Annotated in this window: 20 protein-coding genes; 9 read left to right on the top strand and 11 right to left on the bottom strand. The window is 66.0% G+C overall.

Annotated features, from left to right (window positions below):
* Positions 1–21 precede the first annotated feature (21 nt).
* The 8 genes from C4K27_RS19275 to C4K27_RS19240 form a co-directional block, all read right to left on the bottom strand.
* Positions 22–1,434: an amidase gene (locus C4K27_RS19275; RefSeq protein WP_053261764.1), complete on the bottom strand. Its 1,413-nt coding sequence runs from the start codon at positions 1,432–1,434 to the stop codon at positions 22–24.
* Positions 1,431–2,711: a Zn-dependent hydrolase gene (locus C4K27_RS19270; RefSeq protein ID WP_053261763.1), complete on the bottom strand. Its 1,281-nt coding sequence runs from the start codon at positions 2,709–2,711 to the stop codon at positions 1,431–1,433. Before C4K27_RS19270 ends, C4K27_RS19275 begins: the two co-directional genes overlap by 4 nt.
* 13 nt (positions 2,712–2,724) lie before the next feature.
* Positions 2,725–3,420, bottom strand: a complete 696-nt coding sequence (locus C4K27_RS19265) for an ABC transporter ATP-binding protein (RefSeq protein ID WP_007932342.1) — start codon at positions 3,418–3,420, stop codon at positions 2,725–2,727.
* Complete coding sequence (locus C4K27_RS19260; protein ID WP_007932340.1) at positions 3,420–4,172, bottom strand: ABC transporter ATP-binding protein; 753 nt, start codon at positions 4,170–4,172, stop codon at positions 3,420–3,422. The genes C4K27_RS19265 and C4K27_RS19260 overlap by 1 nt, the downstream gene beginning before the upstream one ends.
* Positions 4,169–5,179 carry a branched-chain amino acid ABC transporter permease gene (locus C4K27_RS19255; protein WP_009044478.1) on the bottom strand — a complete coding sequence of 337 codons (1,011 nt, stop codon included), beginning with the start codon at positions 5,177–5,179 and terminating at the stop codon, positions 4,169–4,171. Before C4K27_RS19255 ends, C4K27_RS19260 begins: the two co-directional genes overlap by 4 nt.
* A 2-nt stretch (positions 5,180–5,181) precedes the next feature.
* Entirely contained in the window at positions 5,182–6,042 is an 861-nt protein-coding gene (locus tag C4K27_RS19250) for a branched-chain amino acid ABC transporter permease (RefSeq protein ID WP_009044477.1), read from the bottom strand.
* A gap of 81 nt (positions 6,043–6,123) precedes the next feature.
* On the bottom strand, positions 6,124–7,326 hold the full coding sequence (locus C4K27_RS19245; protein WP_009044476.1) for an ABC transporter substrate-binding protein: 1,203 nt from the start codon (positions 7,324–7,326) through the stop codon (positions 6,124–6,126).
* Positions 7,327–7,438: 112 nt separating this feature from the next.
* The gene (locus tag C4K27_RS19240; protein ID WP_053261762.1) at positions 7,439–8,209 is read right to left on the bottom strand and encodes a FadR/GntR family transcriptional regulator; all 771 of its coding nucleotides are present in this window, start codon (positions 8,207–8,209) and stop codon (positions 7,439–7,441) included.
* A gap of 216 nt (positions 8,210–8,425) precedes the next feature.
* On the opposite strand from C4K27_RS19240, the gene C4K27_RS19235 reads away from it, so the two are divergent.
* Positions 8,426–8,830 (top strand): DUF488 domain-containing protein, encoded by a 405-nt coding sequence (locus C4K27_RS19235; RefSeq protein ID WP_053261761.1) that lies wholly within the window; start codon positions 8,426–8,428, stop codon positions 8,828–8,830.
* Between the two features lie 12 nt (positions 8,831–8,842).
* On the opposite strand, the gene C4K27_RS19230 is transcribed toward C4K27_RS19235, so the two are convergent.
* A complete protein-coding gene (locus tag C4K27_RS19230; protein ID WP_053261760.1) occupies positions 8,843–9,304 on the bottom strand; it encodes a hypothetical protein in 462 nt (153 codons plus the stop codon).
* A 105-nt stretch (positions 9,305–9,409) separates the two neighbouring features.
* On the bottom strand, positions 9,410–9,688 hold the full coding sequence (locus tag C4K27_RS19225) for a hypothetical protein (RefSeq protein ID WP_053261759.1): 279 nt from the start codon (positions 9,686–9,688) through the stop codon (positions 9,410–9,412).
* A 198-nt stretch (positions 9,689–9,886) separates the two neighbouring features.
* Here C4K27_RS19225 and C4K27_RS19220 point away from each other — a divergent pair, with 198 nt between their 5' ends.
* The gene (locus tag C4K27_RS19220) at positions 9,887–12,529 is read left to right on the top strand and encodes an MGH1-like glycoside hydrolase domain-containing protein (RefSeq protein ID WP_053261758.1); all 2,643 of its coding nucleotides are present in this window, start codon (positions 9,887–9,889) and stop codon (positions 12,527–12,529) included.
* 105 nt (positions 12,530–12,634) lie between these two features.
* On the opposite strand, the gene C4K27_RS19215 is transcribed toward C4K27_RS19220, so the two are convergent.
* Positions 12,635–14,353, bottom strand: coding sequence for a hydrogenase maturation protein (locus C4K27_RS19215; protein WP_053261757.1), 1,719 nt, complete (start codon positions 14,351–14,353; stop codon positions 12,635–12,637).
* Between the two features lie 300 nt (positions 14,354–14,653).
* Between C4K27_RS19215 and C4K27_RS19210 the strand changes: the two genes are divergently transcribed.
* The 7 genes from C4K27_RS19210 to C4K27_RS19180 all read left to right on the top strand — a co-directional run bounded on the left by C4K27_RS19210 (position 14,654) and on the right by C4K27_RS19180 (position 26,557).
* A complete protein-coding gene (locus C4K27_RS19210; RefSeq protein WP_007921828.1) occupies positions 14,654–15,166 on the top strand; it encodes a sigma-70 family RNA polymerase sigma factor in 513 nt (170 codons plus the stop codon).
* Complete coding sequence (locus C4K27_RS19205; protein WP_053261756.1) at positions 15,163–16,116, top strand: FecR domain-containing protein; 954 nt, start codon at positions 15,163–15,165, stop codon at positions 16,114–16,116. Before C4K27_RS19210 ends, C4K27_RS19205 begins: the two co-directional genes overlap by 4 nt.
* 105 nt (positions 16,117–16,221) lie before the next feature.
* A complete protein-coding gene (locus C4K27_RS19200; RefSeq protein WP_053261755.1) occupies positions 16,222–19,161 on the top strand; it encodes a TonB-dependent receptor in 2,940 nt (979 codons plus the stop codon).
* A 301-nt stretch (positions 19,162–19,462) separates the two neighbouring features.
* Complete coding sequence (locus C4K27_RS19195) at positions 19,463–22,357, top strand: TonB-dependent receptor (protein ID WP_081002317.1); 2,895 nt, start codon at positions 19,463–19,465, stop codon at positions 22,355–22,357.
* A 273-nt stretch (positions 22,358–22,630) separates the two neighbouring features.
* Entirely contained in the window at positions 22,631–24,484 is a 1,854-nt protein-coding gene (locus C4K27_RS19190) for an extracellular solute-binding protein (protein WP_053261754.1), read from the top strand.
* Positions 24,471–25,535 (top strand): microcin C ABC transporter permease YejB, encoded by a 1,065-nt coding sequence (locus C4K27_RS19185; protein ID WP_053261753.1) that lies wholly within the window; start codon positions 24,471–24,473, stop codon positions 25,533–25,535. The genes C4K27_RS19190 and C4K27_RS19185 overlap by 14 nt, the downstream gene beginning before the upstream one ends.
* The gene (locus tag C4K27_RS19180) at positions 25,535–26,557 is read left to right on the top strand and encodes an ABC transporter permease (protein WP_053261752.1); all 1,023 of its coding nucleotides are present in this window, start codon (positions 25,535–25,537) and stop codon (positions 26,555–26,557) included. Before C4K27_RS19185 ends, C4K27_RS19180 begins: the two co-directional genes overlap by 1 nt.

The following is a 26,557-nucleotide window of genomic DNA, read 5'->3' as shown; positions in this document are numbered from 1 at the left end:
CAATGCCCCTCATTAGCGCTGTCAGTCCTTGATCCGCGGCGCCTGCGGATGCGGGCTCGGGAACGCCTGCTCATAGGCCCGGCACAGGCGCAGCACCTGATCATCGGCAAACCGCGCCCCCACCACCTGCAGGCCCACCGGCAAGCCGTCCTCGGCGAAGCCGCACGGCACCGAGGCGGCCGGTTGCTGGGTAAGGTTGAAGGGGTAGCTGAAGGGCGTCCATTCCATCCATTCGCCCAGGCCGGAACCCGGCGGCACGTTGTGCCCGGCGGCGAAGGCGGTGAGCGGCAGCATGGGCGAGACCAGCAGGTCGTAGCGCCTGTGGAACCCGGCCATGTGCGCCACCAGCGCCGCGCGGGCTTCCAGGGCCAGGGTGTAGTCGTGAAGGCTGATGCCCTGGCCCTGCCGGGCAATGCGCAGCAGGCCCGGGTCGAGCTGCTGGCGTTGCTCCTGGCTCAGTTGCCCGGCCAGCCGCGCGGCGCCGGCGAACCACAGGGTATTGAACAACTCCAGCGGGTCGCTGAACCCCGGGTCGACCTGCTCGACGTCGGCGCCCAGTTGCGCCAGGCGTTCCACCGCCCGGGCCACCACCCGTGCTACCTGTGGCTGCACCTTCACGTAGCCGAAATCGGCGCTGTAGGCGATACGCAGGCCTTTGAGGTCAGTGCTCTGCGGCAGCCAGGGCGTGCTGCGTGGGGCCCCGGCAAGGCCGTCGCGGGCATCCGGGTGGGCGACGGTTTGTAGCATCAGCAGCGCATCGTCGACGGTGCGGGTCATCGGCCCCAGGTGCGAGAGAATGGTCATGGCGCTGGCCGGCCACTGCGGCACGTAGCCGAAGGTCGGCTTGATCCCGAAGGTGCCGGTGAAGGCGCAGGGAATGCGGATCGAACCACCGGCATCGCTGCCCTGGTGCAGCACGCCGAGGTTCAGCGCGGCCGCGGCGGCCGCGCCACCGGAGGAGCCACCGGCGGTGGTGCGGGTGTCCCAGGGGTTGCGGGTGATGCCGTACAGCGGGTTGTCGGTCACACCTTTCCAGCCGAACTCCGGGGTGGTGGTCTTGCCCAGCAGCACCGCGCCGGCGTTGCGCATAAAGGCCGGGAAGGGCGCGTCGACGTCCCAGGGGCCGCTGGCGGAGGTGGTTTTCGAGCCCTTGCGGGTGGGCATGCCACGGGTCAGGGTCAGGTCCTTGATCGAGGCCGGCACGCCGTCCAGCGCACCGCAGGGCTGGCCCTTGAACCAGCGCTGCTCGGAGGCTTTTGCCGCGTCCAGCGCGCCTTGCGGGTCGACATGGCAATAGGCGTTGACCTGCGGGTTGAAGCGTTCGATGCGCGCCAGGGCGTCCTCGGTCGCTTCCACCGGCGACAGGCGCTTGTCACGGTAATGGGCGAGCAGTTCGACGCCGCTCATCTCGGCGATTTCGCGGTGTCGGGTCATGCTGTCGCTCCTGCTTGCGCCGCGTTGACCATGGCCCGCAGCAACACGGCGCAACCGTCGGCCAGGTCCTGGGGCGCGGCGTTTTCGATTTCGTTGTGGCTGATGCCCCCTTCGCAGGGCACGAAGATCATTCCGGCCGGGCCCAGCTCGGCGATGAAGATCGCGTCGTGCCCGGCGCCGCTGACGATGTCCATATGGCTCAGGCCCAGCTGTTCGGCGCCCTGGCGTACCGCGGCGACGCAGGCGGGGTCGAAGTCCAGTGGCGGGAAGTCAGCGGTGGGGGTCAGTTCGAAGCCCAGGCCGTGCTGCTGGCAGGTGTCCTCGATCACCTGGCGCACCTCGTCGACCATGGCTTGCAGTTTGTCGGCATGCAGGTGGCGCAGGTCGAGGGTCATCTGCACCTGGCCGGGAATCACATTGCGCGAGCCCGGGTGCAGGCTCAGGCAGCCGACCGTGCCACAGGCGTGAGGCTGTTGCTCGTGGGCGATGCGGTTGACCGCGCCGATCACCTGGGCGGCGCCCACCAGGGCATCCTTGCGCAGGTGCATCGGCGTCGGCCCGGCATGGGCCTCGACCCCGGTCAGGGTCAGGTCGAACCACTTCTGGCCGAGGCAGCCCATGACCACGCCTATGGTGGTCTGGCGGTCTTCCAGCACCGGGCCCTGTTCGATGTGTGCCTCGAAATATGCGCCCACCGGATGGCCGAGTACCGCCCGCGGGCCGGCATAACCGATGCGCCGCAACTCGCTGCCTACCGACAGCCCCTGTTCGTCCTGCTTGCGCAGGGTGTCGTCGAGGTCGAACTTACCGGCGAACACCCCGGAGCCCATCATGCACGGCGGGAAGCGCGAGCCTTCTTCGTTGGTCCAGACCACCACCTCGAGCGGCGCCTCGGTCTGCAGGCCGAGGTCGTTGAGGGTGCGGATCACCTCCAGGCCGGCCATCACCCCGTAGCAACCGTCGAACTTGCCGCCGGTGGGCTGGGTGTCGATATGGCTGCCGGTCATCACCGGCGGCAACTGCGGGTTACGCCCGGCGCGGCGGGCGAAGATATTGCCGATGCCGTCGATGCTGACGCTGCACCCGGCCTCTTCGCACCAGCGCACGAACAGGTCGCGGGCCTGGCGGTCGAGGTCGGTCAGGGCCAGGCGGCACACGCCGCCCTTGGCGGTGGCGCCCAGCCGCGCGAGGTCCATCAGCGATTGCCAGAGGCGTTCGCGGTTGACCAGCGGGGTGCTGTCTTGCAACGGAGGTACGGACACAATCGGATGGTTCATTTCATCTCTCCCCTCAGGCGCTCAGGGCCAGGTAGCGGTTCTTGATGCTCGGGTCGGCGCGGAAGTCGGCGGCGCTGCCCTGGTAGACCACGCGACCCTGTTCGAGGACGTAATGGCGGTCGGCGAGCTTGTCGCAGACCATCAGGTTCTGTTCCACCAGCAGCACTGGCAGGCCGTCGTCCTTGATCTTGCGCAGGATCTTCACCAGCTCGTCGACGATCACCGGGGCCAGGCCTTCGGTGGGTTCGTCGAGAATCAGCAGCTTGGGATCGTTGAGCAGGGCACGGGCGATGGCGAGCATCTGCTGCTCGCCGCCGGACAGCGCGTGGCCGGCGTTTTTGCGCCGCTCCTTGAGGCGCGGGAACATGCCGTAGACATCCTCCAGCTGCCAGCGACTGCTCTTGCGCTGGGCGATGCGCAGGTTTTCCTCGACGCTGAGCAGGCGGAAGATGCCGCGGTGTTCCGGCACCAGCGCCAGGCCCTGGCGGGCGATCTCGAAGATCTTCTTGCCCACCAGCTCCTGGCCGTTGAAGCGGATCTGCCCCTGGCGCGGGCAGATGATCCCGAGGATGCTGCGCAGGGTCGTGGTCTTGCCCGCGCCGTTGCGCCCCAGCAGGGTCACCAGCTCGCCGGCGTCGACCTGCAGCGAGACGCCTTCGAGGACGTGGCTCTTGTCGTAGTAGGAATGGATATTCTCGACGGTCAGCATCAGGCGGCTTCTCCCAGGTAGGCGATGCGCACGCGCTCGTCGGCGCGGACGAATTGCGGTGTGCCCTCGACCAGGATCTGGCCGTGGCTCATGACGGTGATGCGTTGGCTGATGGACATGACGATGCTCATGTTGTGTTCGATCAGCAGCACCGTGTGGTCGCGGCCCAGGTCGCTGATCAACTGGGTCATGATCGGGATGTCGTCGATGCCCATGCCGGAGGTCGGCTCGTCGAGCATCAGCAGTTTCGGCCTGGAGCAGATCGACATGCCGACTTCCAGCACCCGCTGCTGGCCGTGGGACAGCTCGCCGGCGAGGGTGTCGGCGCGTGCCGTCAACTGCAGGCGTTCGAGCACCTGGTCGGCCATCTCCAGGTGTTCGCGGCGGCTGTCGACGTGGCGCCAGAAGTTCAGCGCCGCCAGGCCATCGCGGCCCTGGGCGGCCAGGCGCAGGTTTTCCCGCACGCTGAGGTTCTGGAACAGGCTGGTGAGCTGGAACGAACGGGCCATGCCCAGGCCGACCCGGCCATGGGCCGGTTTCTTGATGATGTTCTTGCCGTTGAACAGGATCGCCCCGGCGGTGGCCTGGCGTTCGCCGGTCAGGCAGTGGAACAGGCTGGTCTTGCCGGCGCCGTTGGGGCCGATGATGGTGTGGATGGTGCCGGCCTCGACCTTCAGGTTGACGCCGTTGACCGCGTGGAAGGCGCCATAGGCCAGCTCCAGGTCCTGGGTTTGCAGCAGGTACTGCGTCATGACAGTTTCTCCTCGGTCGGCAGGGCCGCCTTGCGTGGCCCCCGGATGCGTTCGAACAGGCTCGACAAGCCGCCCCACAAACCGCCGCGCATGAACACCACCACCAGGATCAGGATGATCCCCAGCAGCATCAGCCAGCGAGGCCAGAGGTCGGACAGGAACTCGCCGAGCAGCACGATGGAACCGGCGCCCAGCAGGGAGCCGAACAGCGAGCCGGTGCCGCCGACTATGGTCATGATCAGGATGTTTTCCGACATCGCCAGGTCGATGTTCGACAGCGGCACGAAATGCAGGAGCATGGCGTACAGCGCCCCGGCGATCCCGGTGACCGCGCCGGACAGCATGAACACCAGGATCTTGAAGTGCCGGGTGTCGTAGCCGATGGCGGCGGCGCGGGTTTCGTTCTCGCGGATCGCCATCAGCGTGCTGCCGAACGGCGAGGCGATCACCCGGCGCGCGCCGATGAAGATCAGCAGGAACAGCACCGCGACAAAGGCGTAGAAGTAGCGCGCATCGCCCAGCGACAGCAGCACGGTGTCGCCGAGGCGGATCTCCGGGCGCGGCACGCTGAGCAGGCCGTTGTCGCCGCCGGTCCAGTCGCTCAGGGTGTAGGCGATGAAGTAGGCCATCTGGCTGAAGGCCAGGGTCAGCATCACGAAGTAGATGCCGGTGCGCCGGATCGCCAGGGCGCCCACCAGCAACGCCAGCAGCGCGCCCACCAGGGCCGCGCCGAACAGGGCGCTGAACAGGCCCAGCTGCAGGTGGATCATCAGCAGCGCGGCGCAGTAGGCCCCGGCGCCGAAGAAGATGCCCTGGCCGAACGACAGCAGGCCGGTGTAGCCCAGCAGCAGGTTACAGGCCAGCGCCGCGAGGGCGAAGATCAGGATCTCGGTGGCCAGGGTCGCCGACGGCAGCACCAGCGGCAGGCCGATCAGTACCGCGACCACCAGCCACGGCAGGGCGCGCGACTGGGTCTTGGCGAACGGCAGGGGATTTTTCTCGCTCATGTTCATGCTCTCCCGAACAGGCCGTAGGGACGGACCAGAATCACCGCCGCCATGGCGCCGTAGATCATCAGGCTGGCGCCTTGCGGCCAGAGGGTGGTCATCAGGCTCTGCACCACGCCCACCAGCAGGCCACCCACCAGCGCGCCGCTGAACGAACCCATGCCGCCGATCACCACCACCACGAAGGCCACCCCGAGGATTTCCGGGCCGACAAAGGGCTGGGCGCCACGCAATGGGGCGAATAGCACCCCGGCGATCCCGGCCAGGGCCACGCCGAGGGCGAAGGTCATGGAGAACAGGCGAAAGATGTTGGTGCCCAGCAGCGACACGGTCTCGGTGCTTTCGCTGCCGGCGCGCACCAGGGCGCCGAAGCGCGTGCGCTCCAGCAGCAGCCACAGCGCCAGCCCGACCAGCGCTGAGAAGACGATGAGGAACAGGCGGTAGTAGGGGTAGACGAAGTCGCCGACGATCAGCACGCCGCGCAGCAGTTCCGGCACCGCGACGCTTTTGCCGACGGGGCCCCAGATCAGCACGCTGGCTTCCTGGATGATCAGCGCGATACCCAGGGTCACCAGGATCTGGAAGGTGTGGGGCAGGTGGTAGATGCGCTGGATCAATAATCGCTCGATGGCCCAGGCCAGGGCCGCGACCACCAGCGGCGCGACCAGCAGCGCCAGCCAGAAGCTGCCGGTGAGGCTGACGGCGGTGTAGCAGATGTAGGCCCCGAGCAGGAAGAACGCGCCGTGGGCGAAGTTGACGAAGTTCAGCAGGCCGAAAATGATCGTCAGGCCGACCGCGATCAGGAAGTAGATCATCCCCAGGCCGAGGCCGTTGAGGATCTGGAACAGGTAAAGATTGAGCATGCGGGTACCCTCGACAGGGGGCCGGCGACTGTCGTCGGGCGGCCCGCTGCCTCTAGCCAGCGATGAAAAGGTCGGTCGGGGTCAGGCCAGGTTGCAGCCGGTGGCGCCGACATCCGGGAACGAGCGCCCGGAGCTGAGCACTTCGGCCAGGTCGTCCTTGTCGCGCATGCTGGCCGTGGCCTTGCCCTGTAGCAGGTAGTAATCCTTGATCACCTGATGGTCGCCGGCGCGGATGCTTTCCTCGCCGGTTGGGCCCTGGTACGTCAGGCCTTGCATGGCCTTGGCCACGGTCGCGCCGTCGAAGCTGCCGGTGGCGACTATGGTGTCGAGCATGATTTTGGTGCCGATGTAGTCGGCGGCTAGCGGGTAGGTGGGGTTGATGCCGTACTTGGCCTGGGTCAGCTTGACCAGTTCGCGGTTGAGCGGGGTGTCGACCTGGTGCCAGTACTGCGCGCCGAGGTAGATGCCTTCGAGCACGTCGCTGCCCAGTTCCTGGAACTGGTCGAGCCCGGCGGACCACACCAGCAGCACTTTCATGCGTTCCTTGATGCCGAAGTTGACCGCCTGGCGCAGGGCGTTGGAGGACTGGCTGCCGAAGTTGAGCAGCACCAGCACGTCGGGCTGGGCGGCGATGGCGTTGGTCAGGTAGCCGGAGAATTCCTGCTCCTGCAACGAGTGATAGCTGTTGCCGACGTGCTCGATGCCATGTTCGGCGCAGACCTGTCTGGCGCCTTCCAGCAGTGCTTCGCCGAATACGTATTGCGGGGTGATGGTGTACCAGCGCTTGGCCTCGGGCAGGCGCTTGATCAGCGGCACCATGGTTTCGCGAATGGCGCCGTAGGTCGGCACTGACCAGCGAAAGGTCGAGGCGTTGCAGTCCTTGCCGGTGACTTCGTCGGCGCCCACCGGGGTCATGAACACGCCGTTGACCTTGCCCACCTCCTTGGCCACCGCCAGCGCCGAAGACGACAGGGTGCAGCCCTGGAAGAATCGCGCGCCGTCCTGGGCAATCGCCTCCTGGACCTTGCGCACCGCCTTGCCGGCGTTGCCTTCGGTGTCGATCACCTTGTAGTTCAGCGGGCGGCCGAGCAGGGTCGGGTACTGCTCCACCGCCAGGCGCGAGCCCATGTCGGCGAACTTGCCGTAGCTGGCGAAGGCGCCGGACATCGACTTGAGCCCGTAGAAGGTAAAGGGTTCGGCGGCAAAGGCGTTGCGCACCCCCAGCGGAAGGCTGAGGCCTGCGGCAACGGTCAGACTGGCTTTCAACAACGTACGACGCTGCATGGGGTAACTCCCTGGTTTAGTTATTGGCAGGAGTGGCAATGGCAAAACGGCGCAGCAGCCTGTGTTCAGGCTTTGTTATTGGCGAAGCGGCGTGTGGCGGGTACGGCGGTTATCAATGGTGGTGGTCGAACTCCAGCAGGAAGTGTTGGGTGACCTCGCCCTCGAGGGCGCTCATATGGTGTTCGGCGTCGCACATGTGCTCGTGCATCAGCTGGCGTACCGCGGTTTCGTCCTCGGCTTTGAAGGCCAGCAACAGGCGCTTGTGGTAATCGAGGTTGGCGGCGTCGAACTGCTTGCGCTTGGGCTTGTAGGCCTTCTTCAGCACCACCAGGTCGCGCAGCAGGTCGTTGAGGAACTGCGCCATGAAACTCAGCAGTGGGTTGGGGCAGGCGCGGCCCAGCAGGTTGTGGAATTCCAGCTCGGCGATGCGCTGTTCGCGCTGGCCGGCCTCGCTGTCTTCCGGGGCGCTGCAGAAGTCGATATTGGCCTGCAGCGCCGCAAAATCGTCAGCGCCCAGGCGGCCGATCACCGACACCGCCAGTTCCACCTCGATGACCTTGCGCAGCTGGTACACCTGCTCGCCATCCATCTGCTGGAAGTGCAGGTAATTGCGCAGGGCGCGGCTCGCCGGTTCGGTGCCGGCCTGGTTCAGGTAGGCGCCGCCGCTGGGGCCGGTGCGGGTGTTGACCAGCCCTTCGACCTCCAGCGCCTTGAGCGCTTCGCGGGCCGAACCCTTGGAACACTGGAAGCTTTCCATCAGCTCGCGCTCGGTCGGCAAACGATCGCCGGGACGCAGGGCGTTGATCACAATGGAACGCTTGACCGACTCGACAATCACGTCGGAAAGCTTCTGGCGTTTGCGGCGAACAGGTCGTTTGAGCATGTTTTCGATTTATCGTATTAATGCGGATAAATAGTACTTAATAGGGCTGCGCCCGCTGCGTCAATCGTCCGGGAGGCGAGCTGTCGTTTTCAATGTGGGAGGGTCGTAATCAGAACCAGGGTGAGTGGCGGCGAGGCACTTGTCGAAGGTCCTCCATCCTGTGTCCAGCCACTAAGCTGATGGCAGGCCATGCGCTGCCATAGACGGGAGGAAATCATGATTCTGTGCAAACGCGCCTACGAGCCGGCAAGCCCCGACGACGGCTATCGGGTGCTGGTGGACCGGCTGTGGCCGCGCAACTGTCGCAAGGACCGGTTGCCGCTGGACGAGTGGTTGAAAGAGCTGGCGCCGTCTACCGGATTGCGTCGCGCCTTCAAGTCCGGCGAGCTGGATTTCGCCACCTTCCGCAACCGTTACCGCCAGGAACTGGCGGCCCGCCCCGAGTATTGGTGGGCGTTGCTGGAACGCGCGCAAAAGGGCCGCCTGACCCTGGTGTACTCGGCCCACGATGAAGCGCACAACAATGCCCGGGTGCTGGCCGAGTGGCTGGAAGACGAACTGGACCGGCAGGGCGAGGGCAGTTCGCCGGTGTGCTATGCGCACCTGTCGCCGCCTGAGTGAAGGCGCTGGGTTTCAGGGGTGCTTCAACATCACATAGGCCTCGCCACCACGCCGGTCGTGCATCAGCAGGAAGGTCTGCTGGTCGAGGGTGATTTTCGCCGGCAGGTGCTGCGCCACCGGGGTGCTGGAGAACTGCTCGGCCAGCTTGAGAAATTGCGCGGTCAGGGTCTTGTCCCGCTGCGACGGCGTGGTCACCGCGCATTGCTTGCCTTTCTGCACCTGGACCCCAAGGCTGTGGTCCGGCCTGAGCCCCATCCGCGCGTACCCGGCATTGTCCAGCCTGGCGATGCCATAGGCCTTGGCCGCGCTGTCGGCCCCGGCGAAGGAGGGCGCGGACTTCAGGCAGATATCGCGAAAGGCCAGCACGCCTTCGGCGATGGCCGCCGCTTCCTTGTCGATGACTTCGGGCGGGCTGGCGCAGCCGGCCAACAGGGCCAGGACCAGGCTCAAAGGGCTCAGGATCGCGCGGTTCATCGGACCTCCCAGGCATTCACGGGGCATGCTTATAGCCTAGCCAAGCTTCAGCCTGCGGGGGACCTGGGTGATGGGCGCCTTATGACAGGCGCCGAAAAAAGCGGCTCAGTTGAACCCGACCGACCATCGGTTCATCGTTTCCGGCTCATGGCGCTGGCTCGGGTCGGTTTCGTAATTGCACTGGGGGCCGCTGCAGGTGTGCTCCAGGGTGATCGGCGCCTTGAACTCCAGGTGGAACTTGCTGGGTTCCGGCTCCGCTGCCGGGCCGGCCGATGCCTCTGCCAGGGCGGGCATCGGGTAGCTCAGGTCCAGGCCTTCGGCCTGTGCCGGCAGGGCCAATACACAGAGCACAAGGCTCGCCAGGAGGGTGTTGTCGCTGAACATCGTGGGTACCGCGTTTGCACAAAAGGGTTGCCGAGTATAACGAGCGTCTTGCCGGAAATTTAAGCCAAAGGCTCTATCACGGGCTTTGTGCGACAACGGGTCGCTGTTGGCGCCTCGCACCATGAAACATTTGTCATGGGCCGCCGGCGCCACCAGCCCCTACACTGGCTTTCACCTCCATGGCTCACGGACACCCCCATGACGGCAGCAGCGGCGGCAAGCATCCTCGAAACGGTCGAAGGCCAGCGCCTCAATGGCGAGGCCTGCGAACCCTGGCGCGAGTGGGGGCCGTACCTGAGCGAGCGGCAGTGGGGCACGGTGCGCGAGGACTACAGCGCCGATGGCGATGCCTGGGCCTACTTGCCCCACGACCATGCGCGCAGCCGTGCCTACCGCTGGGGCGAGGACGGGTTGGCGGGGTTCTCCGACAAGGCCCAGCACTGGTGCCTGGGGCTGGCCCTGTGGAACGAGCGCGACAGCATTCTCAAGGAGCGCCTGTTCGGCCTGAACAACGCCGAAGGCAATCACGGCGAAGACGTCAAGGAGCTGTATTTCTACCTCGATGGCGTGCCCAGCCATGCCTATATGCGCATGCTCTACAAATACCCGCAGGCGGCCTTTCCCTATGAGGACCTGCTGCGGGAAAACGCCCGGCGCGGCCTGGACGACACCGAGTACGAGATCCTCGACACCGGGGTATTCGAGGACGATCGCTACTTCGACGTGACTGTGGAATACGCCAAGCACGCGGTCGACGACATCTTCATGCGGGTCACGGTGCACAACCGTTTTCATCAGCCGGCGCGTTTGCGGGTCTTGCCCCAGGTCTGGGCGCGCAATACCTGGAGCTGGGGCGGCGACTCGCGCAAGCCGAGCTTGCGCCTGGAGGGCGAGCAATTGCTGGCCCGGCATCCGCGGTGCTCGCCGATGCAGGTCAGCGCCTGGGGGCCGGAGCCTTGCGAGTGGCTGTTCTGCAACAATGAAACCAACTTCCCGAAGCTCGATGGCCTCGCCGCGCCCGGTCCGTTCAAGGACGGGATCAACGACTACCTGTTGGGAGGTTCCGCCAGCGCCATTGCCCGCGACGGCGGAACCCGCGCCGCCGCCCACTTCACCCTGGAGCTGGCCGGGCTGGAGAGCAAAAGCGTATACCTGCGTTTTGCTCCGGCTGGCTCGCCCCAGGTCAGCGCCCGGCGCCTGTTCGAACAACGGCGGGCCGAGGCCGACGCGTTCTACGCCGCGCTGCAACAGGGCATCGCCGATGCCGACGCACGCAATGTGCAGCGCCAGGCCCTGGCCGGGCTGCTGTGGTCCAAGCAACTCTACGATTTCGACGTCAACCGCTGGCTCGATGGCGACCCCGGCCAGCCCGCGCCGCCGGCGTCACACGCCCATCTGCGCAACAGCCATTGGCGGCACCTGGCGAACTTCGACATAGTGGCCATGCCCGACACCTGGGAATACCCCTGGTACGCCTCGTGGGACCTGGGTTTCCAGGCGGTGGCCCTGGCCTTGATCGATCCGGGCTTCGCCAAGCACCAGCTGTTGCTGCTGGTCAAAGACCGCTTCATGCATCCCAACGGGCAGTTGCCGGCCTACGAGTGGCGCTTCGACGACGCCAACCCGCCGGTGCATGCCTGGGCCAGCTGGCGGGTGTACCAGCGGGAAAAAGCCCTGACCGGCCAGGGCGACATGGACTTTCTCGAACGGATCTTCCACAAGCTGCTGCTGAACTTCTCCTGGTGGGTCAACCGCAAGGACGCCGAAGGGCGCAACCTGTTCCAGGGTGGTTTCCTCGGCCTCGACAATATCGGGCTGTTCGACCGCTCGGCGCCCTTGCCGCCGGGCTACACCCTGGACCAGGCCGACGGCACCGCCTGGGTCGCGGCCTATGCCCTGGACCTGATGCGCATTGCCCTGGAACTGGCCAGGCGCAACCCGGTGTACGTGGACATCGCGGTGAAGTTCTTCGAGCACTTCCTGTACATCGCCGGCGCCATCAACCGGCTGGACAACGGCGACACAGGGCTGTGGGATGAGCAGGACCGGTTCTTCTACGACGTGCTGCATCGCCCCGACGGTGGCAACGAACCGCTGCGCCTGCGCTCCATCGTCGGCCTGATGCCGCTGTTCGCCGTGCAGGTGCTGGAGCAGCATGAACACGAATGCCTGCCGGGGCTGCGTGAGCGTTTGCTGGAGTTCATGCACCATCGGCCGGACCTGGCCAGCCTGGTGTCGCGCTGGAACGAGCCGGGGCAGGGCAATCGCCTGTTGCTCGCACTGCTGCGCGGCGAGCGCACCAAGGACTTGCTCAAGCGCATGCTCGACGAGGCGGAGTTTCTTTCCGAGTTCGGTATCCGCTCGCTGTCCAGGGTCTTCGCCGAACACCCCTTCGCCCTGCAGGTCGACGGTCATCAGTTGCGCGCCCGTTACGCGCCGGCCGATTCCGACTCACGGCTGTATGGCGGCAACTCCAACTGGCGCGGGCCGCTGTGGATGCCGATCAACTACATGCTGATCGAGTCGCTGCGCGAGTTTCATCGCTACTACGCCGACAACTTCTCGGTGGAATACCCCAGCGGTTCCGGCTACCTGGCGTCCCTGGAGGAAGTCGCCGACAGCCTGAGCCAGCGCCTGACCCGCCTGTTCCTGCGCGACGAGGACGGGCGCCGCCCATCGATGTGCGCCTACGCGCAGTTGCAGGCCGATCCCCGGGACCGGGATCTGCTGCTGTTCCACGAGTACTTCCACGGCGACACCGGCCGCGGCCTGGGGGCCAGCCACCAGACCGGCTGGACGGCGCTGGTGGCGTTGTTGTTGCAGCCTGTAGCCGCTGCCTAGCCTGCGAGGCTGCGACAAGGCCCGCAGGGCCTTCAGCGATATTGAAAACGCCGCGCCCCTGCGGGTCGATCGCAGGCTGCGCCAGCGGCTACAGGGGCGGGGGGATCAGGCGCTCAAGGTATCCGGCTGCGGCACGGCCCAATCCTCGATCAACCGCTGCGGGGTGCAGCAGGTCTTGCGCTTGTAGACGAAGCCGGCGCATTTCTCGGCGAAGCCGTGGCGGTTCTGCACCATGTCCTGGTGCATCTGTTCCAGCTCGGCGTTGCGGCAGTGCTGCATCAGTTGCGGGTCGGCGTTGGCCTTGCGCTCGCGCAGGGCCTGGTATTTCGGTTCGGTCAGCACGGCGTTGGCCCGCTGCAGCAGCCACAGGCCGAACTCGTCGGGGCAGCGCGGGCCGACTTCCTGGACCATGCCCATCTGCAGGGCCTGGAAAGCGTTGATCGGCAGGCATTCGTCGGTGAGTTTGTGCGCCATGGCGTGGCCGACGGCGCGGGGCAGGCTGTAGGTCCAGTATTCCGAGCCATACAGGCCCATGCTCTTGTAGTGCGGGTTGTAGACGGTATTGGCCCGGGCCAGCACCACGTCGGCCGCCAGCGCCAGCATCAGGCCGCCGGCCCCGGCATTGCCGGTGAGGCCGCTGACCACCAGCTGGCGAGCGCTGAGCAGCTCCTTGCAGACGTCGTCGATGGCCTGGATGTTGTTCCAGGCTTCCAGGCCCGGCACCGGCGCGGCCTGGATTACGTTGAGGTGCACGCCGTTGCAGAACGCGCCACGCCCGCCCTTGATCAGCAGCACCTGGGTGTCCCGGGCCTTGGCCCATTGCAGCGCGCTGACCAGGCGCTGGCAGTGTTCGGTGCTCATGGCGCCGTTGTAGAACTCGAAGGTCAGCTCGCCGACGTGGCCCGACTCGCGGTAGCGGATCGGCTGGTAGGCCTCGTCGCTGAACGGCTCGCTGGCGACCGACCAGTGCAGATGAGGCACGCCGTCCAGTTGACCGGCCAGCACATGGCGGGCCGGTAGCTTGAAGTGTTCGGTGCCCGGCCGGGCCTTGCGCTTGAGGGAGCCGATCCACAGGCTGCGGTCGCCGCAGGCCACCAGCACCGCATCGTCGTGCACCGCCAGCAGTTCGCCGGGGATGCCGCTGCGGCTATCCAGGTGCGCGTCATACAGGTAGTACTGCCCGCCGGCGAGGCTGGCCAGGACCCCGGGCTGGCCGTCGGCGGCGTCGATGCAGCGCTTGATGAAGGCGGCGCTGTCGTGCCAGCTGAAGCTGCGGTCGTCCTGTTTCATGTTCGGTTGCAGGCGGCCGCGCACCTGCGGCTGGCTGTAGTCCAGGGGTACAGGGACGAAGTCGCTGCCGAATTTTTCCACCACATCGCGGATGCAGTAGATCGCCGCGTCGGCCACCGGCCCGTTGTACAGCTCGGACTTGCGCACCTGCGCCGGCACCTTGAATTCCCAGGTGGACCAGACCGGCCCGGCGTCCATTTCTTCCACCGCCTGCAGGGCGGTGACGCCCCAGCGCTCGAGGTTGTTGCTGATGGCCCAGTCCAGGGCGCTGGCGCCGCGGTCGCCGACGATGCCCGGGTGGATGATGATCACCGGGCGGGTCGGGTGGCGCCACAGCTGCTCGGGCACCCGGTCCTTGAGGAAGGGGCAGATCACCAGGTCGGCGTCCGCGTGTTCGATCTGCCGGCAAACGTCTTCTTCGTTGGTGAACAGCACCACGCTGGGACGATGGCCGGACTGGCGCAGGTCCAGCCAGGCACGCTGGGTGAGACCGTTGAAGGCGGTGGACAGCAGAATGATCTTCAGCGATTGCATAGCGACTCTTCCTTGAGGATGAAGCGGGGCCGGCCGTTCCGAAAGCCGTCCCTGGCCGATGGAGGCGCCAGAGTAGAGAGGACCTTTGGGCGTCCTGCTGACCGAGATCAATCAAGTGCGTCGGGCGGCGCGGCGAGGCGCCGGATTACATATATTCGTTAGTTAGCCTGGGTAAATTTTTAATTACTTCCAAATAGATTCAGCCCTGTTGCACAGTCGCTCCCCTAATCCTGGGTCGGCAATGTCCCGAACCAGCCAGACGATTTCGAGAGGGGGAGCTGTCTTGTGAGGGAGCCAGGCATGGGTGCGAATCGGAACCCTCATTACTCACTGATCGGGCAGATGTTCAAACGCGACTATCAGTGGCTGTGTGCCTCGGTGGGTCGCGTCCTGGGCTGCCATCACAGCGCCCAGGACATCGCCTCGGAAACCTTCGTGCGGGTGCTGGCCCTGCCGGACCCGGCGGCCATCCGCGAGCCCCGGGCGCTGCTGACCACCATCGCCCGGCGCCTGGTCTACGAAGGCTGGCGGCGCCAGGACCTGGAGCGCGCCTACCTGGAAAGCCTGGCCCTGGCGCCGACGCCGGTGCACCCGTCACCCGAGGAGCGGGCGCTGGTGATCGAAGCGCTGCTGGCCGTGGACCGCTTGCTCAACGGTTTGTCCGCCAAGGCCAAGGCGGCCTTTCTCTACCATCAGCTCGACGGCCTGACCTACGCCGAAATCGGCCAGCAGCTGGGGGTGTCCACCAGTCGCGTGCAGCAGTACATGGCCGAGGCGTTCAAGCGCTGTTATCAGGCGATGGTCGACGCATGAGTCGTCCGCGCGCGAACGAGGCGCTGGTGGATGAAGCGGCGCAATGGATGGCCCTCCTGCAATCGGGGCAGATGAACGCCCAGGAACGCCAGGCATTCCACGACTGGCGCGCCGCCGACCCGCAGCACGAGCAGATCATCGTGCTAATGGGCGGCGGCCTGGGGGCGCTGCGCAGCCAGGCGTTGCGCAACCTGTCCCGGGACAGCCTGCTGCACAGCCTGAATGCGCCGTCGAGCCGCCGGCGTTTTATCGGCGGCAGCCTGAGTGTGATGGCCCTGGCCTTGGCCGCGACCTTGCTCGGCCGACGCTACAACCTGCTGCCCGAGGCGGGCGCCCTGTACACCGGCACTGGTGAACGCCGCGACTTCACCCTGGCCGACGGCAGCGCCCTGACCCTCAATGCCCGCAGCCAGGTCGTGAGCTGTTTCGATGCCCGGCAGCGGCTGTTGCAGTTGCGCAACGGCCAACTGCTGGTGGATGTGGCCAGGGACCCGCAGCGGCCCTTCGTGGTGGAAACCGAACACGGGCGCATGCGGGCTTTGGGCACGAAGTTCCTGGTGGAGCGCGGCGAGGATTGGACGCGCCTGGTGATGCTGCATTCGCAGGTCGAGGTGCTCACCGCCAGTGGCGCGCGGCAGGTGGTCGAGGCCGGCGAAAGCCTGCGTTTCGACAGTCGGCAACTGTTGCTGCTGGAGCGTGCCAAGGGCCATGAAAGCGCCTGGACCTCGGGGGTATTCGAGGCCCGCGACCGGCCCCTGAGCGAGGTGATCGACAGCTTGCGCGGCTACCGGCGCGGCATCATCCGCCTCAGCCCCCAGGTGGCCGACCTGCGCCTGAGCGGCATCTATCCCCTGGACGACAGCGACCGCAGCCTGCAGTTGCTCGAGCGTTCGCTGCCGATCCGCGTCAGCTACCACAGCCCATATTGGGTCAGCATCGAGCCGCGCTGAAGGGCGCGGTTATAACCCCATAACCCCTTGGCCTAACCGCCACCCTATAAAAACCCGTCAGTCGCTGCTCATTCCCTGCAACCGCATTCAACAGGGAATCGCTCCATGCACTCATCGATCCTTTTCCACCCGCCGCGCCTGTCACTGGCATTGGCCCTGGCGTTCGGCGCTTGTGGCAGCGTCGCCTGGGCCCAGCAGGCAGAAGCCAGGCAGCTAGAGGCCAGGCAGATCACCTTCGACATTGCCGCCGGCCCGCTGGACGAGGTGCTGCTGGATATCTCGCGGCAGAGCGGGGTGCCGATTTCCTTCCGCCAGGACCTGGTGCAGGGCAAGCGCAGCCCGGCCATTCGTGGTGCCCTGGGCGGCCAGCAGGCGGTGGACAGGGCCCTGCAAGGCAGCGGCCTGGAGGCCCAGCACAGTGAGCAGGGGCTGACCATTCGCAATGCCCCGGCCAGTGCCAAGGCCAGCCCTGAAGTCAGCGCCGTGGCGCCGGTGCGCGCACCGGACCCGCAGTTGGAAAAGGTCACGGTGACCGGCTCGCGCATCGCCCGCGCCCAGTCCGACGGCGCCACTCCGGTGAACGTGATTACCCATGAAGAGATGGAGGCCCGCGGTTACCGCAATGTCTACGACGCCCTGGCGACCCAGACGCAGAACACCGGCATGACCCAGGGCGAGGACTACGGCAACACTTTCCAGCCCGCCGCCAGCGCCCTCAACCTGCGGGGGCTGGGCCCCAACCATACGCTGGTGCTGATCAACGGCCGGCGAGTGTCGGACTATCCGACGGCCTATGGCGGCCAGGTCAACTTCACCAACCTGGCCAACATTCCTTCGGCGATCATCGACCGTATCGAGGTTCTCAGCAGCGGCGCCTCGGCCATCTACGGCTCCGATGCGATCGCCGGGGTGGTCAACATCATCCTCAAGGAGAAGGCCAGCGGCATCGACGTCAACCTGCGTGGCGGCACCACCGAACGTGGAGGCGGCGATAACCAGCGCCTGCAGATCAGCGGCGGTGGCAGTTGGGGGGATTTCGATGGCCTGTTCGGCCTGGAGCTGACCCATCGCCAGCCGATCTGGGCCGACGATCGCGGCTTCATGGATCGCGGGCCGGCCCTGGACGTCGGTTACCGGCGCAACCTCGACAGCGGCAAATACATCGGCCCCGGCTGCGGCGCCTACTCCGGGGTGTTTGCCAACCACCTCAGTGGCAGCGGCGGGCGCTGCACCACCGACCAGGTCTACAACGATTACTGGACCTTGCAGACGCAGAAGGAAAACTACGACGGCTACACCCGCGGCACCTGGCATTTCAGCGACAGCGGCAAGGTCTTCGCCGACCTGATGTATGGCCTGGACCATATCCAGAACAACACCCGCGGGCCGAGCTTCACCTCGCCCGACTTCATCAACCGGAACACGGGCAACCTGGAGCGCTGGTTCCGGCGTTTCTCCGAGGAGGAAATCGGCGGCCGCACCAGCAACAACAGCAAGTGGCGCGACACCTCCTGGACCGGCACCCTGGGCCTGTCCGACCGGATCGCCGACACGGCCTGGAGCTACGAGCTGGCGGCCAACCGCTCGGAGTACCGCAGCGTGCGCACCACCCGCTATACGCCGTCGGCCACTATTCGCGATTTCTACCTGGGGCCGCAGCTGGGCGAGCAGGGCGGGTATCCGCTGTTCGCCCCGGATGCCTCACGGCTTGACCGGCCGCTGACCGAGGAGGAGTGGCGGCAGTTTCGCCGCAACCTGACCCAGACCAGCAAGTCGGTGTCGCAGAGCTACAACGCCTCGCTCAACGGCGAGCTGTTCGACTTGCCGGCCGGGCCGGTGGGCTTCGCCGGCATCCTTGAGCTGGGCAAGCAGGAATACCGCGTCGATCCGGACGATGGGCTCAACGACGGCAGCTTCTACGGCACCACCCCGGCGCAGAGTTCCGGTGGCTCGCGCAAGCGTTATGCCGCCGGCGGCGAGTTCAGTGTGCCGATCAGCGACAGCCTGCTGGCGTCGCTGGCGGGGCGCTGGGACCAGTACAAATTCAGCGGTCGCACCGAGCAACAAAAGACCTACAACCTGGGCCTGGAATGGCGTCCGCTGAACAGCCTGCTGTTGCGCGGCAGCTACGGCACCAGCTTCCGCGCCCCGGACCTGAACTACATCTACCAGGCCGACACCAACGGCTATGTGCCGGACCAGATCGACTACTACGGGTGCAGCCAGGGTGTCGAGGGCGCCTGCGATCGCGGGCGGGTGGACTACACCCAGAGCGGCACCGCCGACCTCAAGTCCGAGCGGGGCAAATCCTGGACCTACGGGTTCGTCTGGTCGCCGTCGCGCAATTTCGATGTGTCGGTGGATTACTGGCGCGTGCAGATCGAAGACCTGCTGACCACCGTCGACCAGAACCGCCTGTTGCAAGAGGAAAACGCCTGCCGCAGTGGCGCCATGGACATCAATTCGGCCAGCTGCCAGGCGACCCTGGCGCGCATCCAGCGCAACCCAGGCACTGCCGCGGTGGACCCGAACCGCTTGCAGCGGGTGCAGATCAATGCGATCAACGCCGCCAGCGAACGGGTCAGCGGGCTCGACCTGAAAAGCAATATCCGCTGGGGCGCCGGGGAGTACGGGGCCTTCAGTTCGACCCTGGGCTACACCCTGGTGCTCTCGCATTTCTACAAGGAATCGGACGACGCGCCGACCCAGGACTGGCGCGTGGACCGCAGCAATCACGACTGGCGCAGCAAGGTCAACGCCAGCCTGACCTGGGATTACCAGCACTACACCGCGACCCTGCTGGGCATCCGCTATGGCAGCGTGACCAACGGCAACTCGGACGGGCGCCTGTCGCCCTGGACCGTGTTCAACGCCAGCGCCCGCTACAAGGTCAACGACCGCGCCAGCGTCGGCCTGACCGTCAACAACCTGCTGAACCAGGTCAAGCGCGACGACTCCGGCGGCTGGCCGTATTACTCCACCGGCAACTACGACCCCTACGGCCGCCAGTGGTGGCTGGATGTGAGTTATCACTTTGGCGGCTGAACCCTCCCTATGGCTGATGGTGTCTGGCCTGATGCACCGCGGCGCCTGCATCGCGAGCAAGCTTCGCTCCTACAGGTTTTGTTGCGCCTGCAAAATAGAGGCCTTTGCGTGATTCCTCTGTAGGAGTGAAGCTTGCTCGCGATGGCGTCGTATCTGACCCGCCGCTATCGCGAGCAAGCTGCGCTCCTACGGGGCAAATGAACAGGCATAAGCTCATCACCCAACGGTCTAGATCGGCCTCTATAAAAACCTCCGGGCCGTTGCACATCCCTGCATACACCTAATGCAGGGATGGTTGTCCATGAGTCTGTTCGTACCCCGTAGATCCCCTTTGAGCCTGGCCTTGCTGGCGTCGCTGAATGTATTGCCGGCCTGGGCCGCGACCACTCCGTTCAACCTGCCCGCGGGTCCGCTGGACCAGACCCTGCTGCAGATTTCCCGGCAGACCGGCCTGCCGATTTCCTTCGAGCAGAAGCTGGTGAGCGGCCGTTATGCGCCGGCGATCCAGGGCCAGCTCGACCAGCACCAGGCGCTGACCCTGGCCTTGCAGGACAGCGGCCTGAAGGAGCAGCAGGACACCCAGGGCGTGACCCTCGTGGCGGACACCAGCACCGCCAGCAGCGCCCCGGCATTTGCTGAGCCCACCACCCAGTTGCAGCGGGTGGAAGTGACCGGCACCGCGATCCGCCGGGTCGATGCCGAGACCGCGGTGCCGGTCACCGTGCTGCGGGTCGAGAAGCTGCGCGAGCAGGGCGTGACCACCACCGAAGAGCTGATCAACCGGATTTCCGCCAACCAGTCCTCGGTCGGTTCCGGGCGTTCGGTGGGCTCCAGTAGCGGCGGCGCGGCCTATGCCGACCTGCGCGGCATAGGCCCGAACAAGACCCTGGTGCTGCTCAATGGCCGGCGCCTGAGCAACAACGCGACCAATGCCATCAACGGCTCCGGGGTCGACCTCAACACCATTCCGTTTGCCGCCATCGACCGGGTCGAGGTGCTGCGCGACGGCGCGTCCGCGCTGTACGGCACCGACGCCATCGGCGGGGTGATCAACTTCATCACCAAGAAGAGCCTGACCCGTGGCCAGATCAGTACCGGCTATGACACCCCGAGCCATTCCGGCGGTGGCCAGAGCAGGAACTTCAGCGGCAGCTGGGGCATCGGCGACCTGGAGGAAGATCGCTTCAACGTGTTTGGCGTGGTCAGCTACGACAAACAAGAACGCCTGGCCGCCAAGGATCGCGGCTACACCTACAACTACCAGCCGGGCCGGGGCCTGGACTACACCTCCGGCACCGCTTCGCCGGCCAACTGGAGCCAGGGCGCCAATGCCACCAACCCGCTGGCCGGCTCCGGCTGCAACGCACCGGGCTTGCTGTCGCGCAACGGCATTTGCCGCCAGAGCCTGTGGAGTTACCTGGACCTGGTGCCGGAAACCGAAAAGACCTCGGCCTTCGCCAAGGCCACCGGCAAACTCAGCGACGATCACAACGTCAGCCTCGAATACTTCTGGGCGCGCAACGAGAACCGCACCCAGATCGGCCCCGGCACCCTGATGGGCAATCAGGTCAACCCGGGCACCGCGTTCTATCCGGGCAATGGCATCACCCCGGGGCCGAGCGGCTTTGCCCTCGACCCGACGCAACCGGTGGCGGCCAACTGGCGGGAAACCGATGTCGGCGCCCGCCGCCATGAAGACGACAACACCGGCCAGCGCCTGCTGCTGAGTTTCGATGGCAGCGCGGCGGGCTGGGACTACAACATCGGCGCCTCGTACAACCAGAACAAGGTGGTCAGCACCATCCGCAGCGGCTACGTGAACGATGTGGCAGTGTCCGAGGGCATCGCCAATGGCGTGATCAACCCCTTCGGCCCGCAGACCGCGGCAGGCAGCGCGCTGCTGGCGGCCAATACGGTGGACGGCGATTACGCCACGGCGGTCGGGCGGGTCAAGGCCATCGACGGGCGGGTCAGCCGCGAGATCGGCGACTGGTTCGGCTCCGGCCCCGCGGCCCTGGCCCTGGGCGGCGAGTACCGCAAGGAAGACTTCCACCAGGATTTCGCCCAGTTCGCCGGCAATGTGCAGAGCCTGGGCATCGACCCCAACGGCAGTGTGTCGGGCGACCGCAGCGTGCAGGCGCAGTACGCCGAACTCAACGTGCCGGTGCTCGACAGCCTGGAGCTGACGGCGGCGATCCGGCATGACAAATACAGCGACTTCGGCAGTACCACCAACCCCAAGTATTCGTTCCGCTTCCAGCCCTTCAAGGAACTGGTGCTGCGCGGCGCCTACAGTGAAGGCTTCCGCGCGCCGTCGCTGTACGAGCTGTACAACCCGACCTTTACCACCTTCACCAACGCCAACTACAACGACCCGCGGCTATGCCCCGGCGGCACCCCGGCCAATGGCGGGATCGGCAACCGCGACTGCGCCCAGCAGTTCAACCGCAGCACCGGCGGCAACACCGAGCTGAAGCCGGAAACCGCGCGCAACGTGACATTCGGCTTCGTCTACCAGCCGTTCGACCGGCTCAATGCCGGGCTGGATTTCTGGTGGATCAAGGTCGCCAACCAGATCGCCGAGTTTCCCGAGTCGGCGCCGTTCGACAATCCCGACCTGTACGCCGACCGGCTGGTGCGCAAGGCCGACGGTTCCATCGATCATGTGGTCACGGGCATGGCCAACCTGGGCAAGCTCAAGACCAGCGGGGTCGATGTCAGCCTCGACTATCGCCTGCCAGCCACTGCCTGGGGCGAGTTCGGCCTGGGGCTGCAAGGCACCTACGTCACCCGTTACGACTACCAGCAACAGCTCAAGGGCGAGTACATCGACAAGCTCGGGGATTTTCGCGGCGGCGACTTCGCCTCGGCCGGCGCAGTGGCGCGCTGGCGCCACAGCCTGACCGCGACCTGGAACCAGGGGCCGCTGGGCGCGACCCTGACCAACCGCTACACCAGCGGTTACCACGACTCCGACCGCGACAGCCATAACCGCGTCGGCTCCTACAACGTCTGGGACCTGGCCGGCACCTACACCTGGCGCCAGGCCCTGGGCGTGACCCTCGGGGTGAAGAACCTGTTCGACCGCGAGCCGCCGTTCAGCAACCAGACCTACACCTTCCAGAGCGGCTACGACCCACGCTACTCGGACCCGTTCGGACGGACCCTGTATACGCGGCTCAGTTACAACTTCTGAGTCGACCGGCAATAAAAGGTCCGGACGCTTTTTAGTAACCAAAGGTTCTAAAACCCGCTCTATAAAAATGCCCGGTCAGTTGCACATGACAGGCAGGAGCGGGGTGTTTCGGGTGGAGAGATAAGGCTGGGAGTCGAGTGGCGGCTGGGCGATCTTTCGCGAGCAAGCTCGCTCCTACAGAAGCGCACAGGCCCTCTGTAGGAGCGAGCTTGCTCGCGATGACGCCGGTACGAACACCGTCATCCTGGCCCCTGTTCAAAGAGGCATCATTCCATGCTGTTGCAACGCGCTGTGCTGTTCTGGCTCTGCCTGCTGCCGAGTCCCGTGCTGCTGGCCGCCGTGCAACCGTCGCTGACGGTCTACGGCGAAGCTCCGAAATACCCCGCCGGCTTCCAGCACTTCGACTATGTCAACCCGGACGCTCCCAAGGGCGGCAGCCTGCGCCGTTCCTCCCTGGAAAGCGGGCCCTTCGATCATCTGATTCCGTACATCGACAAAGGCACCGGCGTGGCCGACATCGACGGCTGGCTGTACGCGCCGCTGGCCTATCGCTCCAAGGATGAGCCCTACACCGTGTACGGCCTGGTGGCCGAAGACCTGGAGCTGGCCGCGGACCGTTCCTGGCTGCGCTTTTACCTCAACCCCCGGGCGCGCTTCGACGATGGCAGCCCGATCACCGCCGAGGACGTGCGCTACACCTTCGAGCTGCTGATGACCCAGGGCAGCTTCGTCTACCGCCAGCAGTTCGCCGACGTCGCCGAGGTGCAGGTGGAATCGCCGACCCGGGTGCGTTTTGTGTTCAAGAACACTGAGAGCCGGACCTTGCCCCTGGACCTGGCATCGCTGCCGGTGTTGCCCGAGCACTGGTGGCGCGGCCGCAATTTCGCCGACGGTGGCGGCTTCGAAGCGCCGCTGGGCAGCGGGCCATACCGGGTGAGCGCGGTGGACGCCGGGCGCAGCGTCGACTTCGAGCGGGTCAAGGACTGGTGGGGGCAGGACCTGCCGGTGGCCCGCGGACGCTACAACTTCGACCGGCTGCGGGTGGAGTTCTTCGCCGACACCGATGTGTCGCGGCAGATCCTCAAGGCCGGCGGCTACGACTACAACCGCGAGTTCTCCGCCACCGGCTACACCATCGGTTATGCCGGCACCGCGCTGGAGCAGGGGCGGCTGGTGCGCGAACACCTGGCGCCGGGTTCGGCCCTGGGCGCCCAGGGTTTTATTTTCAACCTGCAGAAACCGCAGTTCCGGGACCGCCGGGTGCGCCAGGCGATCGCCATGCTCTGGGACTTCGAGTGGAGCAACCGGCAGATGATGCGCAGCCTGTATCTGCGCCAGCAGAGCTTCTTTTCCCACAGCGAATTGGCGGCAGCGGCGCTGCCGGACGCGCAAGAATTGAAGATCCTCGAACCCTGGCGCGGGCAGGTCCCGGACGAGGTCTTTACCCAGGTGTTCCAGGCGCCGCGCACCGACGGCAGCGGGATCATCCGCCCGCAGCAGTTGCAGGCCTTGAAGCTGCTGGAACAGGCGGGCTGGAAACCCCAGGGCGATCAGTTGCGCAACGCCGCCGGCGAGCCCCTGCATTTCACCTTTCTCAACGGCCAGAAAGGCCTGGAGCGTTTGCTCCTGCCGTTCAAGCGCAACCTGGCGCAGATCGGCATCGGCTTCGATATTCGCCAGGTCGACACCGCGCAATACACCAACCGCGTGCGCAGCCGCGACTACGACATGATCATCGCCGCCTACCCGGTGTCCCAGGCGCCGGGGCGCGAGCTGTTCAACTACTTCGGTTCGGTGAGCGCCGACGACCCGGGCTCGAACAACTACATGGCGCTGCGCGACCCGGCGGTGGACGGGCTGATCAGCGCCCTGGTGCAGGCCGACAGCCGCGCCAGCATGCTGGCCCACGCCCGGGCGCTGGACCGGGTGTTGCAGTGGGGCTATTACTGGATTCCCAACTACTACCCGCCGGGCATTTCCTCGGTGTGGTGGAACCGCTTTGGCCGGCCGGCCATCGCCCCCCTGTACGACGCCGGGCTCGACACCTGGTGGGAGGTCAGCGCCGAGGCACTGACCTTGAGCCAGATGCGCCAACGTAGCGGGGAGGTGGTCCATGCTGGCTTATAGCGCGCGGCGCCTGCTGCTGATCGTGCCCACCTTGCTGTGCATCCTGCTGGTGAACTTCGTCATCGTCCAGGCGGCGCCCGGCGGCCCGGTGGAGCAGGCCATCGCCCGCCTGCAAGGCATCGGCGCCGCAGCGGCGGTGGGCGGCGGGCATGTCGAGACGGTGGGCGGCGAGTCCCGCGCCACCCGTGGCCTGGACCCCAAGCTGCTGGCCGATATCGAGCGCCAGTACGGCTTCGACAAACCCGCCGGCGAGCGTTTGTGGCTGATGCTCAAGCACTATGCGCGGCTGGATTTCGGCGACAGTTTCTTTCGTGGCGCCAAGGTCACCGAGCTGATCGCACAGAAGCTGCCGGTGACCTTGTCGCTGGGCCTGTGGGCGACGCTGATCACCTACCTGGTGTCGATCCCGCTGGGGATTCGCAAGGCCATTCATGACGGCTCAGCCTTCGATGTCTGGAGCAGCGCGGCGATCGTCATCGGTTATGCGATGCCGGGGTTCCTGTTCGCCCTGCTGCTGATCGTGGTGTTCGGCGGCGGCACCTTGCTCGACTGGTTCCCGGTGCGGGGGCTGGTGTCGGAGAACTTCGCCCAGCTCTCGGCCTGGGGCAAGGTCGTCGATTATTTCTGGCACCTGGTGCTGCCGGTCAGCGCCCTGGTGATCGGCGGTTTCGCCACCTTGACCCTGCTGACCAAGAACAGCTTTCTCAACGAGATTTCCCGCCTGTATGTGGTCACCGCCCGGGCCAAGGGCCTGAGCGAGCGGCAGGTGCTGTACGGCCATGTGTTTCGCAACGCCATGCTGCTGGTGGTCGCCGGCTTGCCCCAGGCCCTGGTCAATGTGTTCTTCGGCGGCTCGCTGCTGATCGAGGTGATCTTCTCCCTAGACGGCCTCGGGCACCTGAGCTACGACGCCGCGGTGTCGCGGGATTACCCGGTGGTGTTCGGCTCGCTGTTCATCTTCACCCTGTTCGGTCTGCTGATAAAACTGCTCGGCGACCTGTGCTACACCCTGGTCGATCCGCGCATCGACTTCAGTGCAAGGAGCGCCTGATGTTGACCTTGTCTCCCATAGGCCAGCGGCGCTGGCAGCGCTTCAAGTCCCACCGGCGCGGCTGGTGGTCGTTGTGGCTGTTCGTCGCGCTGTTCGCTTTGACCCTCGGCGGTGAGCTGATCGCCAACGACAAGCCTTTGCTGGTGGCTTACCAGGGCCAGTGGTATTTCCCGGCGTTCAAGCGTTACACCGAGCAGCAGTTCGGCGGCGAGCTGCCGTTCCAGCCGGATTACCGCAGCGCCTCGGTGCGCCAGTTGATCGAAGGGCAGGGCGGCTGGTTGCTGTTCGCGCCGATTCCTTTCGCTTTCGACACGGTCAACTACGACCTGACGCAACCGGCGCCCAGTCCGCCCTCGGCGCAGAACTGGCTGGGCACCGACGACCAGGCCCGGGACGTGCTGGCGCGGGTGATCTTCGGCACCCGGGTGTCGCTGCTGTTCGCCCTGGCGCTGACCGCCGCCAGCGCGCTGATCGGCATCGCCGCCGGCGCCCTGCAGGGCTATTACGGCGGCTGGATCGACCTGTTGGGGCAGCGCCTGCAGGAGGTCTGGTCGGGGCTGCCGGTGCTGTATCTGCTGATCATTCTCTCGGGGTTCGTCGAGCCGGGTTTCTGGTGGCTGCTGGGGATCATGGCGCTGTTTTCCTGGCTGGCCCTGGTGGATGTGGTGCGTGCCGAGTTCCTGCGCAGCCGCGGCCTGGAGTACGTCAAGGCGGCGCGGGCCCTGGGTGTCGGCGATACCCAGGTGATGCTGCGGCACATCCTGCCCAACGCCATGAGCGCCACCCTGACGTACCTGCCGTTCATCCTCACGGGGGCCATCGCCACCCTGTCGGCCCTGGATTTCCTGGGTTTCGGCATGCCGGCCGGCAGCGCGTCCCTGGGCGAGTTGATCGGCCAGGGCAAAAGCAATCTGCAGGCGCCCTGGCTGGGGCTGACGGCGTTTTTCGCCCTGGCGCTGATTCTGTCGTTGCTGGTGTTTATCGGCGAAGCCTGCCGCGACGCCTTCGATCCGAGGCATTGA

Origin of the sequence: Pseudomonas chlororaphis subsp. chlororaphis, assembly GCF_003945765.1 — a bacterium.
In the GTDB taxonomy this organism is placed as follows: domain Bacteria; phylum Pseudomonadota; class Gammaproteobacteria; order Pseudomonadales; family Pseudomonadaceae; genus Aquipseudomonas; species Aquipseudomonas chlororaphis.
The sequence above is the reverse complement of the archived record's forward strand: the minus strand, read 5'-3'. Positions and strand labels throughout refer to the sequence as shown.

Excerpts from the sequence above, each read along its gene's own strand:
- C4K27_RS19195 (WP_081002317.1), top strand. The coding sequence starts at position 19,463 with ATGAGTCTGTTCGTACCCCGTAGATCCCCTTTGAGCCTGGCCTTGCTG.
- C4K27_RS19220 (WP_053261758.1), top strand. The coding sequence starts at position 9,887 with ATGACGGCAGCAGCGGCGGCAAGCATCCTCGAAACGGTCGAAGGCCAG.
- C4K27_RS19210 (WP_007921828.1), top strand. The coding sequence starts at position 14,654 with ATGGGTGCGAATCGGAACCCTCATTACTCACTGATCGGGCAGATGTTC.
- C4K27_RS19270 (WP_053261763.1), bottom strand. The coding sequence starts at position 2,711 with ATGAACCATCCGATTGTGTCCGTACCTCCGTTGCAAGACAGCACCCCG.
- C4K27_RS19200 (WP_053261755.1), top strand. The coding sequence starts at position 16,222 with ATGCACTCATCGATCCTTTTCCACCCGCCGCGCCTGTCACTGGCATTG.
- C4K27_RS19240 (WP_053261762.1), bottom strand. The coding sequence starts at position 8,209 with ATGCTCAAACGACCTGTTCGCCGCAAACGCCAGAAGCTTTCCGACGTG.
- C4K27_RS19205 (WP_053261756.1), top strand. The coding sequence starts at position 15,163 with ATGAGTCGTCCGCGCGCGAACGAGGCGCTGGTGGATGAAGCGGCGCAA.
- C4K27_RS19225 (WP_053261759.1), bottom strand. The coding sequence starts at position 9,688 with ATGTTCAGCGACAACACCCTCCTGGCGAGCCTTGTGCTCTGTGTATTG.
- C4K27_RS19215 (WP_053261757.1), bottom strand. The coding sequence starts at position 14,353 with ATGCAATCGCTGAAGATCATTCTGCTGTCCACCGCCTTCAACGGTCTC.
- C4K27_RS19260 (WP_007932340.1), bottom strand. The coding sequence starts at position 4,172 with ATGACGCAGTACCTGCTGCAAACCCAGGACCTGGAGCTGGCCTATGGC.
- C4K27_RS19190 (WP_053261754.1), top strand. The coding sequence starts at position 22,631 with ATGCTGTTGCAACGCGCTGTGCTGTTCTGGCTCTGCCTGCTGCCGAGT.
- C4K27_RS19255 (WP_009044478.1), bottom strand. The coding sequence starts at position 5,179 with ATGAGCGAGAAAAATCCCCTGCCGTTCGCCAAGACCCAGTCGCGCGCC.
- C4K27_RS19265 (WP_007932342.1), bottom strand. The coding sequence starts at position 3,420 with ATGCTGACCGTCGAGAATATCCATTCCTACTACGACAAGAGCCACGTC.
- C4K27_RS19230 (WP_053261760.1), bottom strand. The coding sequence starts at position 9,304 with ATGAACCGCGCGATCCTGAGCCCTTTGAGCCTGGTCCTGGCCCTGTTG.
- C4K27_RS19245 (WP_009044476.1), bottom strand. The coding sequence starts at position 7,326 with ATGCAGCGTCGTACGTTGTTGAAAGCCAGTCTGACCGTTGCCGCAGGC.
- C4K27_RS19180 (WP_053261752.1), top strand. The coding sequence starts at position 25,535 with ATGTTGACCTTGTCTCCCATAGGCCAGCGGCGCTGGCAGCGCTTCAAG.
- C4K27_RS19275 (WP_053261764.1), bottom strand. The coding sequence starts at position 1,434 with ATGACCCGACACCGCGAAATCGCCGAGATGAGCGGCGTCGAACTGCTC.
- C4K27_RS19250 (WP_009044477.1), bottom strand. The coding sequence starts at position 6,042 with ATGCTCAATCTTTACCTGTTCCAGATCCTCAACGGCCTCGGCCTGGGG.
- C4K27_RS19185 (WP_053261753.1), top strand. The coding sequence starts at position 24,471 with ATGCTGGCTTATAGCGCGCGGCGCCTGCTGCTGATCGTGCCCACCTTG.
- C4K27_RS19235 (WP_053261761.1), top strand. The coding sequence starts at position 8,426 with ATGATTCTGTGCAAACGCGCCTACGAGCCGGCAAGCCCCGACGACGGC.